Origin of the sequence: Paenibacillus sp. J22TS3, from assembly GCF_018403205.1 — a bacterium.
In the GTDB taxonomy this organism is placed as follows: Bacteria; Bacillota; Bacilli; order Paenibacillales; family Paenibacillaceae; genus Fontibacillus; species Fontibacillus tuaregi.
The window spans coordinates 20,440-35,241 of the sequence record NZ_BOSF01000004.1; the positions used below are offsets into that span (position 1 = coordinate 20,440).

Genomic DNA, 14,802 nt, shown 5'->3' on the forward strand with positions numbered 1-14,802 from the left:
GGCCAGGTTATGCAGCCTGTTATTTTAGTCCGTTCACAATTTCATCCATCGTCTCGACATCAGGCATGCTCATTACATTTGTAATATCTTTAGGGACTCCTTCAGCAGCCAGATGAGTAAAATCATTATTTTCACCCAGGACTCCGGAACGGAACCCGTATTTCTCCCAGGCAAGCTTCTGAATGCGCGGATCCTTGAGCAGAGCAGTCATCTTCTTCGCTTCCGGGGTCAACGCCACATAATCATGGGTGCTCCATACCGTAGGCTCCGGATATAGAATAACCGGCTTGGCCGTCTTCATCAGCTTCTTGTAAATCCCGGTGTTGGTGCTCGCAAAAGCAATCATGTCACTTTCATAACCCGCGATCATAGGGCTGGCTCCGATACCTTTGCTCAAATAATCGTTAAACACGTCTGAAGTGGAGCTTTTCTTGAACCCAAGCTTGGTGAACACTTTGCGGATTTGGGGCACTAAAGACGTGATGTTATCCTTGGTCGGCATGCTTCCCTGATTCAGACTCACCGCAATCATGGCAGCAAACGAATTTCCCGAATTGGACTTCACTGGATCACTTGTAATCACTGCCACGGTTCCATATAAACTCTTCAGCTCAGGAGCCAGTTCCGCCCACTTCTTGTCATGAATAATCATGCTTACAAGTCTGTTGAAATCTACTACGTAGTAAGACTGGTTCACTTTCTTGACAATGCCCTCAGAAATCAGCGGCTGTGTGATCATATCCCAGCTGTACAATACAACGGGTGTTCTAAAAATGGGCTCAACCTGAAGAGGGGAAAGTTTGAGCTTAATCCGGTCTACGACCCCTTCACTTGCCGGAAATACGAAATCCTTGCCCTGAATTAAAGCCGGATTCGTCATTTCAAGTGAGCCTGCCTTCATAGCTTCGATCTGCAGCTTATAATCCTTAAGCGCGATCGCTTGAAAATCAGGATCATTAAACAAGGCCTCTTTCTCAGAACCGATTAATCCGGTTAATGTCTGGACATTCCCTTGTGCCGTGGGCACCCCTCCTTGGGTTGAGGAACCCGGGGAGGGAAGCAGCTTATACACCACAGCCGCCGCCACAATAACTAATGCTGCAATCAGAAACCACACCCGAGACTTCACCCCGCATTCCCTCCTGTTCTGTGATTGCCCAGCTTGGCGAACTCATCATCGAGATCGGACAGCCCTAGCTGGGAACGCTGAAGTTCCATCATGGATTCCAGCTCCAGGGAGACCGAGGCCAGATCCCCAAATTCATGGCGCAGAATCTTGTTATACTGAGCGGAGAAAATATCCCTTACCTCCTGGATCACCTCTCCGATATGAGCCGTCATTCCCTTCGTCGCTTCATCGGCGTAACGATCCTTCTCCAGCTTGGAGTAATTGTCCACAAGATGGAGAAAGCGGGATAAATAATATGCTAGAAAGTGATCCAGCTCCGGGTCCACTTTCTTCTGCTCCTGAGTCATCTTTACAATGCCCGAAGCCATCCCGGCGATATCGAACACGGCTTGACGCTGAAGGGAAGCTGTTAGTGAGGCACCGGCCGCATTCAAACTGCGGATATCCAGCGCGGTCCGCTTGAGAAACCTGCTTAGGCTCAGCTGCTCTCTCTCCGCAGCATCTCTAGGAAGTCCGAGGAACACACATATTCCAATGAACAGAGATATGACCATAGAGGACAGCAGACCGAAATCCAGCGGCAAAAACAGCAGGGTGAACGCTGCGGTAAAAGCGGTAATCCCCCCGTAGTACCGCAGCCCAGGTATACTTTGCCATCTCCTCAATTGTAACCCCTCACCTTCTTGAACGCTTCGGCCAGGCCCTTCCTGCTGTCGAAGAGTTCCGCGTTCGTCAGCTTTTTGATAAACGTCAGCTGTGTATTCCCGTCTGTCCCGTTCGATGCGGCTTCACCAAATGCAATGGAGAAGACCGGGATATCCCTGCCGGACTGACGATAGTAAGCGGCCAATCCGTCGCCGGAGCCCGAAGACTCCCCATCGGTCATCAGTACAGCTGAAGCAATGTACTTGTCTTTATCCACCTGGCTTAGCTCCTTCACGGCCTCAAGCGAGCAGCTGTAGATATCCGTTCCCCCATCTGGAGCCAGCTGGTTCACCTGATCCAGCAGCGTTTTGAAATTATCGGCGCCTTCCGCATGATACCGCTCAGTGACTTCACTTGAGAAAGGAAGTATCGTAATCACATCCTGGGCTGAACCCTGCAGCAGACTGTCACGCGCCCTGTTCTGATCGAGCAGCATTTCCATAGCGGATTTGAGCTCATGCTCCCTGTCCCCCTGCATGCTGCCGGAGAAGTCCAGGCAATATACGGTATAGGAAGGCTTCCTGAACTCACTTTGATACAGATTGAGCGCTTCTAAAATAACGTTCGCATCCGGAAATTTAATCGGAGTCAGAATTCTCGTGGTGTCAATCCCCCAATCCGGATTGAATACAGCCGGATTCGCTTCTGCAACCATACCGCCTAATCCCACTCTCCGGCCTGTTTCCTGAATGCGTGCCTGAACAGGTTCGCTAAGCAGATACCCCTGCAAATCCTGAAAGAACTTCTCCTTCTCTTTATTCGTATCATTCTGGATAAACCCGAATGAATAGTCCGCTAAAGTTAACCCGTCTTTGGGATAAACTACATACAAAGGCTCCCGTCCCCGCTTGATCAGCTCCTGGTTCGTCTCGATAATAACAGACTCATAATTCACCATGGCCGGGTAGTCCTTCTCCAGAAACATATCCTTCAGGAAGCCTGAGCTGCCAGAGGAGCGTTCGACACCAGCCAGCAGTTTAACCAGCTTGGTACGAAGATTTGGATTCTTCAACATATCCCCCGTAATCGTCTCCGGACTGCCGGAGAAGGCGCTGATCATTCCGATATACGCCGATGCGCCTGAATTGGACTGGGAAGCTGAAGTCATGCTGAATCTTAGTCGTCCCTGCTGCACCGCGGACAGAATTTCATTCATGCCCACCTCCCTGCCTGTGAGTCCAAGCTCCTTGGCTTTGCTTTTGCGGATTCCCCATACCACTGGCGAGGTCATTACCGATTTCAGGTTCCTGACTTTCTTTTGCGTATCCCCCATGGAGATCCAAAGCGAGCTGGCCAGCCATACCCCGTCATAGTTCTGTGGAGAACGCTGCAGCTGATACATGCTGTCTACCGAGCCCTCATAGACCATCTCCAGCTTATATCCCTTCTGATCCGCATAATCCTTAAGCAGCGGTTCCAACGACTTATTCTCGGAGCTCGACAAAATGCGGAAGACCCCTTCTCCCGGCGGTGCCATCACGCCCGAATTATCCGGATTCTCCACAGCCTGCCGGCTCCCTGAGGTGCACGCACTCAGCAGCAGCACGGCGGCTGTTAGAATCACCATCCACTTATGCTTCATTCATATCCCCCTTTACGAATGCAGCCTCTTCACATTCGGTTTACATACTCATTCATTCCATCTATTTAAGCATTCAATTGTTAGGGGAAAATAAAAAAACCGCCAGGATTTACCTGGCGGTGATATGACCTATTCAGCTTTTAGCTGGCTGGCTAACGCATAACCTACCTTATAAATATCTCCGGCCCCCATCGTGAGGACCAAATCTCCCGGCTGGAGCCTATCCTGCAGATCAGAGATCACTTCCTGCTTGGTCGGGATATATCTGGCACTGGCATTACTGTTTGTCTTAATGAGCTCCACGAGCTTGGAAGAATGAACCCCTTCAATCTGCTTCTCCCCCGCAGGTGAATAAATATCCGTAATAATCACTTCGTCCGCCTCCGAAAAGGCACGGCTGAACGCATCCAGGAGGAAGAAGGTCCGTGTGTAGCGCTGCGGCTGGAACACGGCAATAATTCTTTTGCCTGTAGCTTTGGCCGCATTGATCGTCGCTTCGATCTCCGTTGGATGATGGGCATAATCATCAATGACAAGAATGTCGCGGACTTCCCCAAGTACCTGGAAACGCCGCTTGGCCCCGGTGAACAAGGTGATCGCTTTTACGATATCCGCAAAAGGAATCCCTGCCTCCAGACAAACAATGATCGTCGCCATTGCATTGTAAACATTATGCTGTCCTGGGACGGACAGCTCGACCTGACCGAGCTTCTCCCCATAGGCGTGAAGCGTGAAGCTCACTTTACGATCTCCAAGTTCAATGTCCGAAGCCATATAATCACACGGCTGGTCAATACCGTAGGTAATGACCTGGCCTGACAGATTAGGAAGCAGCTCGCGGATGTTCTTGTCATCTCCGCAGACGACGGCCTTACCGTCTGGTCTAATCTGATTCAGGAACTGTACATAGGCTTCTTTGAGCCTGTCAAAGTTCCCTTCATAGTTCTCCAGATGATCAGCCTCAATATTCGTCACTACCCCTACTGACGGATAATACTGAAGGAAGGAACCATCGCTCTCATCCGCTTCAGCTACGACATACGGACCTTGACCCGCCTTGGCATTGGTGCCGATGTTCATAATTTCTCCGCCGATGATATAGGTTGGGTCTGTCCCGCATCGCTCCATTACAAGAGCGATCATCGAAGATGTTGTCGTCTTGCCATGAGCTCCTGCTACGGCTACCCCCTTGCGTTCATTCAGCAGTCTGGCGAGCATTTGGGCCCGGTGAATGACCGGAATTCCCCGCTGCTCGGCTTCGACTCTCTCCACATTGTCCTTAGGGAGAGCTGTGGAGTATACGACCAGGTCGGCTCCCTGAACCTGTGATGCGGTATGTCCGATATATATTTTGGCTCCCTTGGCGGCAAGCTTCTCTGTCAGCTCCTGCGAAGCTACATCCGACCCGGTGACTCGGTATCCCATCTCCAGCATAACGCGGGCGATTGCGCTCATTCCATAGCCGCCGATGCCGATAAAGTGTACGTGTTCTAATGTTGTATTGGACAAAATGTTCACCAACCTTTTTCAGAATCGGTTTGATGCAAAAGGGCCGCGCGCACGTCGGAAATCAAATAAAGCGTGCCTGACACCACCCCAAGATCTTCCCGTTCCGTCCGCGACTTGAGCAGCTCAAGCGCTGCTTTCCAGTCACGTTCTACTATAACTTCCAAATTCGGCTTCGCCACCTCATTCCGCAGCTGCTGCACCAGATCATATAAACTCTGCGCGTCCATAGACCTGCGGAAATCAGGCTCGGTAAGGATAAGCGTATCCACTATTGGTAATATATGCTCTAAGTAGGCGCGATGATGCTTATTGCTAAGCATCCCCATCATCAAATTCAGTTTTTTGTAGCGGTAATTCTCCTGGATGCTCTTCGCGAGAGACTCGGCGCCCTCAGGATTATGAGCCCCATCCAGTATCAGCAGCGGATCTTCCGAGATCTGCTCCATTCTTCCTGCCCAGAATGTATCTTTAAACCCTGCGGCAACCTCATCGTCCTCCAGGACAAAAGCCATGTACTGCCGTAATACCTCAAGCACCATCATAACGCCGGCGGCGTTTTTGCTTTGGTGCTCTCCCTGTAGAGACACAGTTAGCTCCATGCTGCGGAAAGGCCCTCTAAAGACGATGTTCTGCTGCTTAGAAGTAACCTCCCTGCGTTCATAACTGAACTGCTCATTCAGCAGGTACAGCGTGCTTTTGCGGGCAGCTGCAGTTTCTTTCAGCACAGAAATAGCTTCCGGTTGCTCCACGCAGCTGACCACGGGCACCCCCGGCTTAATAATACCCGCTTTCTCGCGGGCAATCTGCTCAAGGGTATCTCCCAGAATATCTGTGTGATCAAATCCAATATTCGTAATCAAAGAGACAATGGGGGTCACAATATTGGTAACATCCATTCTGCCTCCAAGCCCGGTCTCCCAAACCACCACATCAGGATAACAGACTTCACCAAAATACAAAATGGCCAGCGCCGTACTTATCTCAAACATGGTCGGGGACCCCAGCTCGGTTGCAGCCAGTTCCTGAACGTGCGGATGAAGGCGGTTAGCCAGCTCCAGCAAGGTCTCGTCCGGAATATTCCCGCCATTATATTGAAAACGGTCTGTAAACTTTGTGATGTACGGTGAGGTATATGTCCCTACCGAATATCCGCATGTAAGCAGTGTCTTCGTCAAAAAGGCACATGAGGAGCCCTTTCCATTCGTTCCTGCCACATGTATGAATTTCAGTTTCCGGTGCGGATTGTCAAGGCGCTCCATGAGAGCCTCAATCCGCTCCAAGCCTGGCCGGATTCCAAACGGAATCAGGCCGTTAATCCAGTCTACGGCTTCCGCGTAAGAACGCAGAGGGTTAGTTATGTCGTCTTGCATAAGAGAACCTGCTCCTTTTATTGGGGGGTACCCTCCCAAACCCTCCCTAGAAGGGAGGGCCCCAAGGGCTTCGCCCTCTGGACACCCGAAATTTTCGGTGGGAGGCGGGGGTGGTGATCACCTGATCTACTACGGCGTGTGAGCCGCTTGTCACCCCCGTTGGGGGTACGCTTTACTTTGGGTGCTCCTGCTGTATGGGACGCCTTATGTTGTGCTTCTTCCTGCTACGACCTGCTGAGCGCGCTCTCCCTGCGGGAGTCGCTGCTCCTTCGGTGCAGGGCGCTTGGGCGCGTCTTGTTTGTACTTCTTCCTGCTGCGGCCTGCTGGGGCGCTCTCCCTGCGGGAATCGCTGCTCCTTTGGTGCAGGGCGCTTAGGGCATCCCGGCTGGGCTTCTTCCTGCTGCGGCCTGCTTAGAGCGTCTCCCCGCGGGAATCGCTGCTCCTTCGGTGCAGGGCGCTTGGGGCGTCCCCGTTGTGCTTCTTCCTGCTGCGGCCTGCTGGGGCGCTCTCCCTGCGGGAATCGCTGCTCCTTCGGTGCAGGGCGCTTGGGGCATCAGCTCTGGGAGTTATCCCTTCAACTCTTCGATGCGGGCCTGCACTTTGGCGCGCTTCTCGGAGTAGTCCTGCATCTTCGCTTTTTCCTCTTCGATCACCTTGGTCGGAGCCTTGGCGACGAAGCCTTCGTTACCCAGCTTCTTCTCTACACGCTCGACCTCTTTGGTCAAGTGCTCATATTCTTTTTGCAAGCGGGCAATTTCTTGTCCGATATCAATTAATCCGGCCAGCGGGAAGTACAGCTCCGCCCCGGTTACAATAGCACTCATCGCTTTATCCGGTGCTGTCGCATCCATGGAGATAGAAAACTCCGAAGTGTTGCAGAATCTGCGGATGTAATTCTCATTGCGCTGAATGATTCCTTTCGCTTTCTCAGAGCTTGGCTTCACGATCAGTTCAACCTTCTTGCTCATAGGAACATTCACCTCGGCCCGTACGTTACGTACCGCACGGATCAAGTCAATCAGCAGGTTCATCTCTTCTACGGCATCCGGAGCTTCCAGCGCGGCGTCGTATTTAGGCCACTCCGCCAGAGTGATGGTTTCGCCCTGATGCGGTAGATGCTGCCAGATCTCTTCAGAAATAAACGGCATGAACGGGTGAATCAGGCGCTGCGTGCGGTCAAGCACATAAGCAAGAACGGATTGGGTCTTGCTTTTCGCTGCCGCATCTTCCCCATACAGGGACAGCTTCGCGAATTCAATGTACCAATCACACAGATCATCCCAGATAAAGTTATACAGCAGGCGGCCGGTTTCCCCGAATTCATAGGAATCGATAAGCCGGGTAATATCCCGGGCCGTTTCATTGAAGCGGTGCAGTATCCAGCGGTCCGCGGTGCTCAGGTCGCCGCTGATATCGATATCCTCATATTGTACGCCTTCAAGATTCATAAGCGCAAAGCGGGAAGCATTCCAGATCTTGTTGGCGAAGTTGCGCGCCTGCTCCACCTTTTCCCAGCGGAAGCGCAAATCCTGCCCCGGTGTGCTGCCGGTTGAGATCATGTAGCGCATAGCATCAGCGCCGTATTTCTCGATAACCTCCAGCGGATCAACGCCGTTGCCCAGCGACTTGGACATCTTGCGTCCCTCGCTGTCGCGGACCAGACCATGAATCAGCACGTCCTTGAACGGCTTCTGTCCGGTAAATTCAAGAGCGGTGAAGATCATCCGGGCTACCCAGAAATAAATAATGTCATACCCGGTTACGAGTACGCTCGTTGGGAAGAAGCGTTTGAAATCCTCACTTTCCGTATCCGGCCAGCCGAGCGTGGAGAACGGCCACAGCCCCGAGCTGAACCAGGTATCCAGCACGTCCTCATCCTGGCGCCATTCTTCGCCCTCAGGAGCTTCAGTACCTACGTACAATTCCCCGGTAGTCTCATGATACCAAGCCGGAATCCGGTGTCCCCACCACAGCTGTCTGGAAATACACCAGTCACGGATGTTCTCAATCCAGTGCAGATATATTTTCTCGAAACGGTCTGGCACGAACTGCACACCGTCCCCTGATTTTTGAGCTTTGATCGCTTCCACAGCCAAAGGCTCCATTTTCACGAACCACTGAGTGGAAAGATACGGCTCAACCACTACACCTGTCCGCTCGCTGTGTCCCACTTGATGCACATGATCCTCGATCCGGATAAGCACCCCAAGCTCCTTCAGATCATTCACAATCTGCTTGCGGCACTCGCTGCGATCAAGTCCTTGATACTTGGCTGCCGCCTCATTCATCTTACCGCTCTCATCCATAACCGTAATCTGGGGCAGATCATGACGGAGGCCCACCTCAAAGTCATTCGGATCGTGAGCCGGTGTGATCTTCACAGCCCCGCTTCCGAATTCCCTCTCGACATACTCATCCCCAATGATCGGGATTTCCCGGCCCACGATTGGCAGTACCAGGTATTGGCCGATAAGATGGGCATACCGTTCATCCTCTGGATGAACCGCCACAGCCGTATCTCCCAGCATCGTTTCCGGACGGGTAGTCGCAACCGTAATATGGCCGCTTCCGTCTTTCAACGGATACTGAAGGTGGTACAAATGACCGTTAACCTCTTTATAATCCACTTCAATATCCGAAAGCGCCGTACGGGCCGCCGGGTCCCAGTTAATAATGCGTTTGCCGCGGTAGATTAAGCCCTTATTATACAGCTTAACGAATACCTCGCGAACCGCCTTGGACAACCCTTCATCAAGGGTAAACCGCTCGCGTGAATAGTCCAACGAGAAGCCCATTTTGGCCCACTGCTCATGAATCGTTTCCGCATACTGGTCCTTCCATTCCCATACCTTCTCCAGGAACTTCTCCCGGCCCAGATCATATCGGGTAACCCCATTCTCCCTAAGCTTTTGTTCGACCTTAGTCTGTGTGGCAATCCCTGCATGGTCAGTACCCGGAAGCCAGAGTGCATCATAACCCTGCATGCGTTTGGTCCGGATCATAATGTCTTGGAGTGTAAAATCAAGCGCATGTCCAATATGCAGCATACCGGTTACGTTAGGCGGCGGAATTACAATAGTGAACGGTTCCGCATCCTTGCGCTCTCCAGCCTTAAAATAGTTCCCTTCCTTCCAATAACGGTACCACTTCTCCTCAGCGGATTTTGGATCATACGTCGTTGGCATGTTTACCGGGGACGACTCTTGGTTAATTTCTGACATTACACATACCTCCAATAATTTAGGGGTAATTGGTCATCATTAAGATTTTTCTACAATTATTCCCAATTAACGCCTGGAATAGGTGAAAAAAACAAAAAAAGCCCTTCGTCTCAAAGGACGAAAGGCTTTGACTTTCGCGGTACCACCTTTGTTTCGCAAAAACAGGTTTCCAATAGCAGGGGGATTCCGATAGAATTTGCGACACTCATACAGATAACGGCTGTGACCGGTCCATTCTAACACAAGAGCTGCTCAAATGGACGACTCCCGGGCGACTTCGGTCAGCTGCAACCTGCGAAACCTCACAGCAACAGTAATTCCGCTCTCTGAAGGGCACTCTGCCTACTATTCCCGTTCCATGTCTTTTAGCTTTGATCCCTATAATAATAACGTGGATAACAGAGTTAGTCAATAATAGGCGTTTTACATACTTTTTCCTCAGACCGCAGCCTAACCCCCTGCGCGAGGCACAGGGGGTTAGTGAAACTCCAAACAATTAAGGGATATATAGAATTTGCCCTTCCTCCAGGCTCTGTTCAGAGAGCCGGTTATACAGCAAAAGCTCACGGGGATTGATCTGATAACGGTCGGCAATCACATCAATCGTCTCCTCCCTTTGCACGATCACAAGCTTCACCTGGCGGAAAGGAGTCTGATCCTGAACATTGGAGATAAACAGACTTTTCCAGCGGACGTCTTCCCTGTCCTCTTTGTATTCTGTCCCCGTATCCTGCTGTGGTTCTTCCACAACTTCGGCTTCTTTTGGAGGCCGGCTGGATTGCAAAAGAGAGCTTAAAGGCACAGACTCCTGCACATCCACTTGGGGAGTTTTTTTGCTCCCAAGGGCAATTTTGAGCTCGGGCTTTTCTTCAACTGGTGCTTGGATCTCCGCATCAGCTGGAACAGCTTCCCCTGATGTAGGCTCCTGTACCTGATCGAGGTATTCTTCGGCAGTATAGATGCGGTCCCCTTCCTCCGGCGCTGCCGGGGCAGAAGCAGGCTGCTCAAACTGCCATACGGCTGCAGGTTCGGCAGCTGACTCTTCGTCGTTTGGTTTGGCTGATACCGATTTGGCCGCTACCGGTTGAGCTGCTGGCTCTTCAGCGTCTTGTTTGGCTGCCACCGGTTCATCCGCTGACTCCACTTTGGAGGAAATTCGCTCCCCGGCCAGACTTTCCTGGGTACGGGGTTGTTCCACATTCCAAGCAATATCCTTCGCTTGTGGTTGTTCCACATTCCAAACAATATCCTTCGCTTGCGTTACATTTCCCTCGGATTCCTTGTCCGCCCATTCGGAGTCCACTGAGGCTGTAAAAGCCTCCTTCTCTTGAACAGATACCGGCTCAACCGGAGTCTGTTCCTGAATCTCCGGAAGCGACCAATAAGTCTCGGCTGCTGGTTCAGAGAACACAGGAACTGAAGGTTCGGACTGACCAGGTTCCTGTTCGGCGAACGTCTCCTGCTCCTCCCGGCCTGCTTCGTGATGTGCGGTATACTCCTCGTCGCTCCATGCCCCAGCACCAGAGACAAAAGCAACCGTCTCAATGCCTCTCAGAGATAACACACCAGTGATATTAAGGCTATGGGTTCCGAGCACATCCACATCGAAATTCTCAATTTCTACTGTGATATCTTCCAGACGGTTCACCCGGCTCAGAGGAATCGTAATTTCTACCGGAATCAAATGAGAGAGCTCCTGCGTTTCACCTTCCCCACGATATAATCCGGTTACATGCAGATGTCCACGGAGCGCCGCATATTCATTACCTGGAATGACTTGAATTTTCGGAAGGATTTCCAGTTCAACCAACTCTTGAATACCGGCCGTCTCTTCCGCCAAGTGCACTCGTTCGTAAATATCAAACCTCAATCCATAGGATTGGTCCGTCAACGGTATAACCTCCTTTTTACGCATATCCAAACAAGGTTTCATTACTCGTTTAATCTATATGCTTCAAAAAGGAGAGCATGCCATTCTTTTTGTGGTCCGTACAGTTTTTACAGCCGGGAATTCCCAGAGAGCTTGTGATATAAATCTACAAATTGTTTTGGCCACGGGTCCTGAATCACCAGCTGCTCACCGGTCAAAGGGTGGGGAAAAGTAAGGCTCTCCCCATGCAGAGCCTGATAACTCGTAAATGTATTGCTCCCTCCGTAGAGGGTATCGCCAACCAAGGGATGGCCAATATAGCTCATATGAACCCGGATTTGATGCGTTCTGCCGGTCTCCAGCTCAAGACGGACCAAACTGAAAGAACCCAAAGACTCCGCCCGTATCACCCGGGTAACCGCAGGCTTCCCGCCGGGGGACACCCTCTGACGCTTAGCATGGTGCCGGTCCCTGCCAATTGGCGCGTCAACCCGGTGAACAGAAGGGTCCAAGACTCCTTCCACAATTGCAGCGTAAGTCCTGTCAATTCCTTTCGCACGCATGGACTCGTCCAGGATCAGCTGGGCATACTCGTTCTTCGCATACAGTACCGGTCCGGAAGTAAACTCATCCAGACGGTGGATATGACGTACAGCAGCTTGTTCCCCTTGCCCCGCGTAATGGGCAGCCACTAGGTTGGCCAGCGTGAGACCCTGCCCGTCCCCAGCTGGATGAACCTTCAGGCCAGCCGGCTTATGCACAACAAGACAGTAATCATCTTCATACAGCACATTTAATTCATCCCAGTGAGGCTCAAATCCGTAGTCCCTTTTCGGAAACAAGCGTACCCGAATCCGGTCGCCTGCGACTTTAATTTCGTCATTCTGCTTAAGCCGAAACAGAAGTTTGGAGGGCACCTGAAGCGTGCCCTCCAACCAACCAATTGCTGCGATATATGGATCTTGGTTCGTCTGCCCTACTTTGCCGGGCATAAGCTCCAGCCACTCGCCGCGTCTTACCGCACTGCCTTTGTAGCTCATAACTTCTGCAGGGCACGGCGGTTGGCTTCAATGGTCGCGTCGATATCTTCCTCCGTATGAACGCCGGATACAAACATTCCTTCAAATTGGGAAGGAGGAACGCTGACACCTTCATCGATCATAGCGGCGAAATACTTGTTGAATGTATTCAGGTCACTTGTCTTGGCTGTGTCGTAATTAGTTACTTTCTCTTCGGTAAAGAAAGGACACACCATCGATCCCACACGGTTAACCGAGATCGCAACTCCCCGCTCCTTGGCATTCTTCAGAAGTCCTGCTTCAAGCCTTGCTGACAGAGCTTCAAGGCGCTCATACACTTCAGGTGTCAGCAGGGACAATGTCGTATATCCCGCGGTCATGGCCAGCGGATTCCCGCTTAGCGTGCCTGCCTGGTAGATCGGTCCGGTCGGAGCAATCTGCTCCATGATCTCCCTTTTGCCGCCATACGCGCCAACAGGAAGGCCGCCGCCGATTACCTTGCCTAGACAGGTTAAGTCCGGTGTAATACCGAAACGTCCTTGGGCACAGTTCATATGCACACGGAACCCGGTCATAACCTCATCAAAGATCAGCAGGCTGCCGTACTGGCTGGTGATTTCCCGCAGGCCTTCCAGGAATCCGGGAAGCGGCGGAACCACGCCCATGTTCCCAGCTACAGGCTCCACGATTATACCGGCAATTTCCTCCCCGAATTTCTCAAACGCCAGCTTCACGGAATCCAGGTCGTTATAAGGCACAGTGATGGTATTAGCTGCAACCCCTTCGGGAACTCCCGGGCTGTCCGGCAGCCCCAGGGTCGCCACTCCAGATCCAGCTTTAATCAGCAGACTGTCCGCATGGCCGTGATAGGAGCCTTCGAACTTCATGATTTTGTTGCGGCCTGTGTACCCGCGGGCAAGCCGGATTGCACTCATGGTCGCTTCGGTTCCCGAACTCACCATACGCACGATATCGATGGACGGAACCCGCTCCGCCACGAGCTTGGCCATTTCCGTTTCCAGCAGCGTTGGAGCCCCAAAACTTGTCCCTTTGGCAGCGGCCGCCTGAACGGCCTTAACGACTTCAGGATGGGCATGTCCCATAATCAATGGACCCCATGAACCGACATAGTCAATAAAGGTGTTGCCGTCAATATCATAGACGCGTGGGCCTTCACCGCGATCAATATAGATGGGGGTCAATCCGACAGATTTAAAGGCACGAACCGGACTGTTCACACCGCCCGGAATATATTTTTTAGCCTGATCAAAAGCCTGCCTTGACCGTTCATCATTACGAACAGAGGAATTTGTACTCATTATAAGACACTCCCTACCTGATAATTTGTGAGATCAGCTTGTTCAGTTACCCTCGCGCAGCCAGCGCGCCATATCTTTGGCAAAATACGTGATAATGATATCGGCTCCCGCACGCTTCATGCCCAGCAGCATCTCGGTGACAATCGCTTTCTCATTGATCCAGCCCTGAAGGGCTGCCGCTTTCACCATGGAGTACTCACCGCTCACATTGTACGCTACAAGCGGAAGGTCAAACTGCTCACGCAGCAGGCGGATCACATCCATAAAGGCCAAGGCCGGCTTGACCATCAGCATGTCCGCCCCCTCTTGAACATCGGATTCGGCCTCGCGAATAGCTTCACGGACATTTGCCGGGTCCATCTGGTAAGTCTTGCGGTCCCCGAATTGCGGAGCAGAATCAGCCGCTTCACGGAACGGTCCGTAAAATGCGGAAGCATACTTCACCGAATAAGACATAATCGGCACGTTCTGGAATCCGGCTTCATCCAGCCCTTGGCGAATGGCATGTACGAAGCCATCCATCATATTGGAAGGAGCAATAATGTCAGCTCCCGCTCGGGCTTGGGATACTGCCGTACGTGTCAGCAGCTCAAGCGACTCGTCATTGAGCACATCCCCGTGCACATGACCATCCCGCTCAAACGTATGAACCATTCCGCAATGACCATGGTCTGTGAACTCACACAGACAGGTATCTGCAACAACCAACATATCTGGATATAAAGACTTGATCACCCTTGTAGCTTCCTGTACAATCCCGCTCTCTTCGAAAGCCGAGGTGCCCACAGGGTCCTTTTCCGAAGGGATACCAAACAGCAGCACGGCGGAAATCCCCAGGTCCACAATCTCCTTCAGTTCATCCTTTAAGGTATCAAGGGAAAAATGGTATACCCCAGGCATGGAGCTGATCTCATTTTTTACTCCGGTACCATAAGTCACAAAGATCGGTTGGATGAAGTCATCCACCGTAAGTACTGTTTCGCGGACCAATCCACGAATAGCCGCATTCTGCCGCAGACGGCGATGCCTAACAATTGGAAATGCCATAATAAAGCTGCCTCCTTGTTCTCTGTAGCTA

Annotated in this window: 11 protein-coding genes and 1 other annotated feature; of the genes, 1 reads left to right on the forward strand and 10 read right to left on the reverse strand. The window is 51.8% G+C overall.

What is annotated here, in order from left to right; all coding sequences use genetic code 11:
* Nucleotides 1-19: 19 nt before the first annotated feature.
* The 5 genes from KJS63_RS13485 to KJS63_RS13505 form a co-directional block, all read right to left on the reverse strand.
* Complete coding sequence (locus tag KJS63_RS13485) at nt 20-1,129, reverse strand: hypothetical protein (RefSeq protein ID WP_213619622.1); 1,110 nt, start codon at nt 1,127-1,129, stop codon at nt 20-22.
* On the reverse strand, nt 1,126-1,794 hold the full coding sequence (locus KJS63_RS13490; RefSeq protein ID WP_213619623.1) for a 5-bromo-4-chloroindolyl phosphate hydrolysis family protein: 669 nt from the start codon (nt 1,792-1,794) through the stop codon (nt 1,126-1,128). Before KJS63_RS13490 ends, KJS63_RS13485 begins: the two co-directional genes overlap by 4 nt.
* Complete coding sequence (locus KJS63_RS13495) at nt 1,791-3,416, reverse strand: VWA domain-containing protein (protein WP_213619624.1); 1,626 nt, start codon at nt 3,414-3,416, stop codon at nt 1,791-1,793. The genes KJS63_RS13490 and KJS63_RS13495 overlap by 4 nt, the downstream gene beginning before the upstream one ends.
* Nucleotides 3,417-3,545: 129 nt before the next feature.
* Nucleotides 3,546-4,871 carry a UDP-N-acetylmuramate--L-alanine ligase gene (murC, locus tag KJS63_RS13500; protein WP_244862633.1) on the reverse strand — a complete coding sequence of 442 codons (1,326 nt, stop codon included), beginning with the start codon at nt 4,869-4,871 and terminating at the stop codon, nt 3,546-3,548.
* A 59-nt stretch (nt 4,872-4,930) separates the two neighbouring features.
* Nucleotides 4,931-6,295, reverse strand: coding sequence for a bifunctional folylpolyglutamate synthase/dihydrofolate synthase (locus KJS63_RS13505; RefSeq protein ID WP_213619626.1), 1,365 nt, complete (start codon nt 6,293-6,295; stop codon nt 4,931-4,933).
* 177 nt (nt 6,296-6,472) lie between these two features.
* Between KJS63_RS13505 and KJS63_RS13510 the strand changes: the two genes are divergently transcribed.
* Nucleotides 6,473-6,670 (forward strand): hypothetical protein, encoded by a 198-nt coding sequence (locus KJS63_RS13510; RefSeq protein ID WP_213619627.1) that lies wholly within the window; start codon nt 6,473-6,475, stop codon nt 6,668-6,670.
* A gap of 191 nt (nt 6,671-6,861) precedes the next feature.
* On the opposite strand, the gene KJS63_RS13515 is transcribed toward KJS63_RS13510, so the two are convergent.
* From KJS63_RS13515 to hemB, 5 genes are all read right to left on the reverse strand, one after another.
* The gene (locus KJS63_RS13515) at nt 6,862-9,516 is read right to left on the reverse strand and encodes a valine--tRNA ligase (protein WP_213619628.1); all 2,655 of its coding nucleotides are present in this window, start codon (nt 9,514-9,516) and stop codon (nt 6,862-6,864) included.
* Nucleotides 9,517-9,626: 110 nt separating this feature from the next.
* Nucleotides 9,627-9,884 (reverse strand) — a binding site (T-box leader).
* 128 nt (nt 9,885-10,012) lie between these two features.
* A complete protein-coding gene (locus KJS63_RS13520) occupies nt 10,013-11,407 on the reverse strand; it encodes a LysM peptidoglycan-binding domain-containing protein (protein WP_213619629.1) in 1,395 nt (464 codons plus the stop codon).
* A gap of 107 nt (nt 11,408-11,514) precedes the next feature.
* Nucleotides 11,515-12,426, reverse strand: coding sequence for an RluA family pseudouridine synthase (locus KJS63_RS13525; protein WP_213619630.1), 912 nt, complete (start codon nt 12,424-12,426; stop codon nt 11,515-11,517).
* Nucleotides 12,423-13,724, reverse strand: a complete 1,302-nt coding sequence (gene hemL / locus KJS63_RS13530) for a glutamate-1-semialdehyde 2,1-aminomutase (RefSeq protein ID WP_213619631.1) — start codon at nt 13,722-13,724, stop codon at nt 12,423-12,425. The genes KJS63_RS13525 and hemL overlap by 4 nt, the downstream gene beginning before the upstream one ends.
* A 42-nt stretch (nt 13,725-13,766) precedes the next feature.
* Nucleotides 13,767-14,771 (reverse strand): porphobilinogen synthase, encoded by a 1,005-nt coding sequence (hemB, locus tag KJS63_RS13535; RefSeq protein WP_213619632.1) that lies wholly within the window; start codon nt 14,769-14,771, stop codon nt 13,767-13,769.
* Nucleotides 14,772-14,802: the final 31 nt, after the last annotated feature.

Coding starts and splice junctions, on each gene's coding strand:
- KJS63_RS13525 (WP_213619630.1), bottom strand. CDS start 12,426: ATGAGCTACAAAGGCAGTGCGGTAAGACGCGGCGAGTGGCTGGAGCTT.
- hemB (WP_213619632.1), bottom strand. CDS start 14,771: ATGGCATTTCCAATTGTTAGGCATCGCCGTCTGCGGCAGAATGCGGCT.
- KJS63_RS13495 (WP_213619624.1), bottom strand. CDS start 3,416: ATGAAGCATAAGTGGATGGTGATTCTAACAGCCGCCGTGCTGCTGCTG.
- KJS63_RS13515 (WP_213619628.1), bottom strand. CDS start 9,516: ATGTCAGAAATTAACCAAGAGTCGTCCCCGGTAAACATGCCAACGACG.
- murC (WP_244862633.1), bottom strand. CDS start 4,871: ATGAGCGCAATCGCCCGCGTTATGCTGGAGATGGGATACCGAGTCACC.
- hemL (WP_213619631.1), bottom strand. CDS start 13,724: ATGAGTACAAATTCCTCTGTTCGTAATGATGAACGGTCAAGGCAGGCT.
- KJS63_RS13505 (WP_213619626.1), bottom strand. CDS start 6,295: ATGCAAGACGACATAACTAACCCTCTGCGTTCTTACGCGGAAGCCGTA.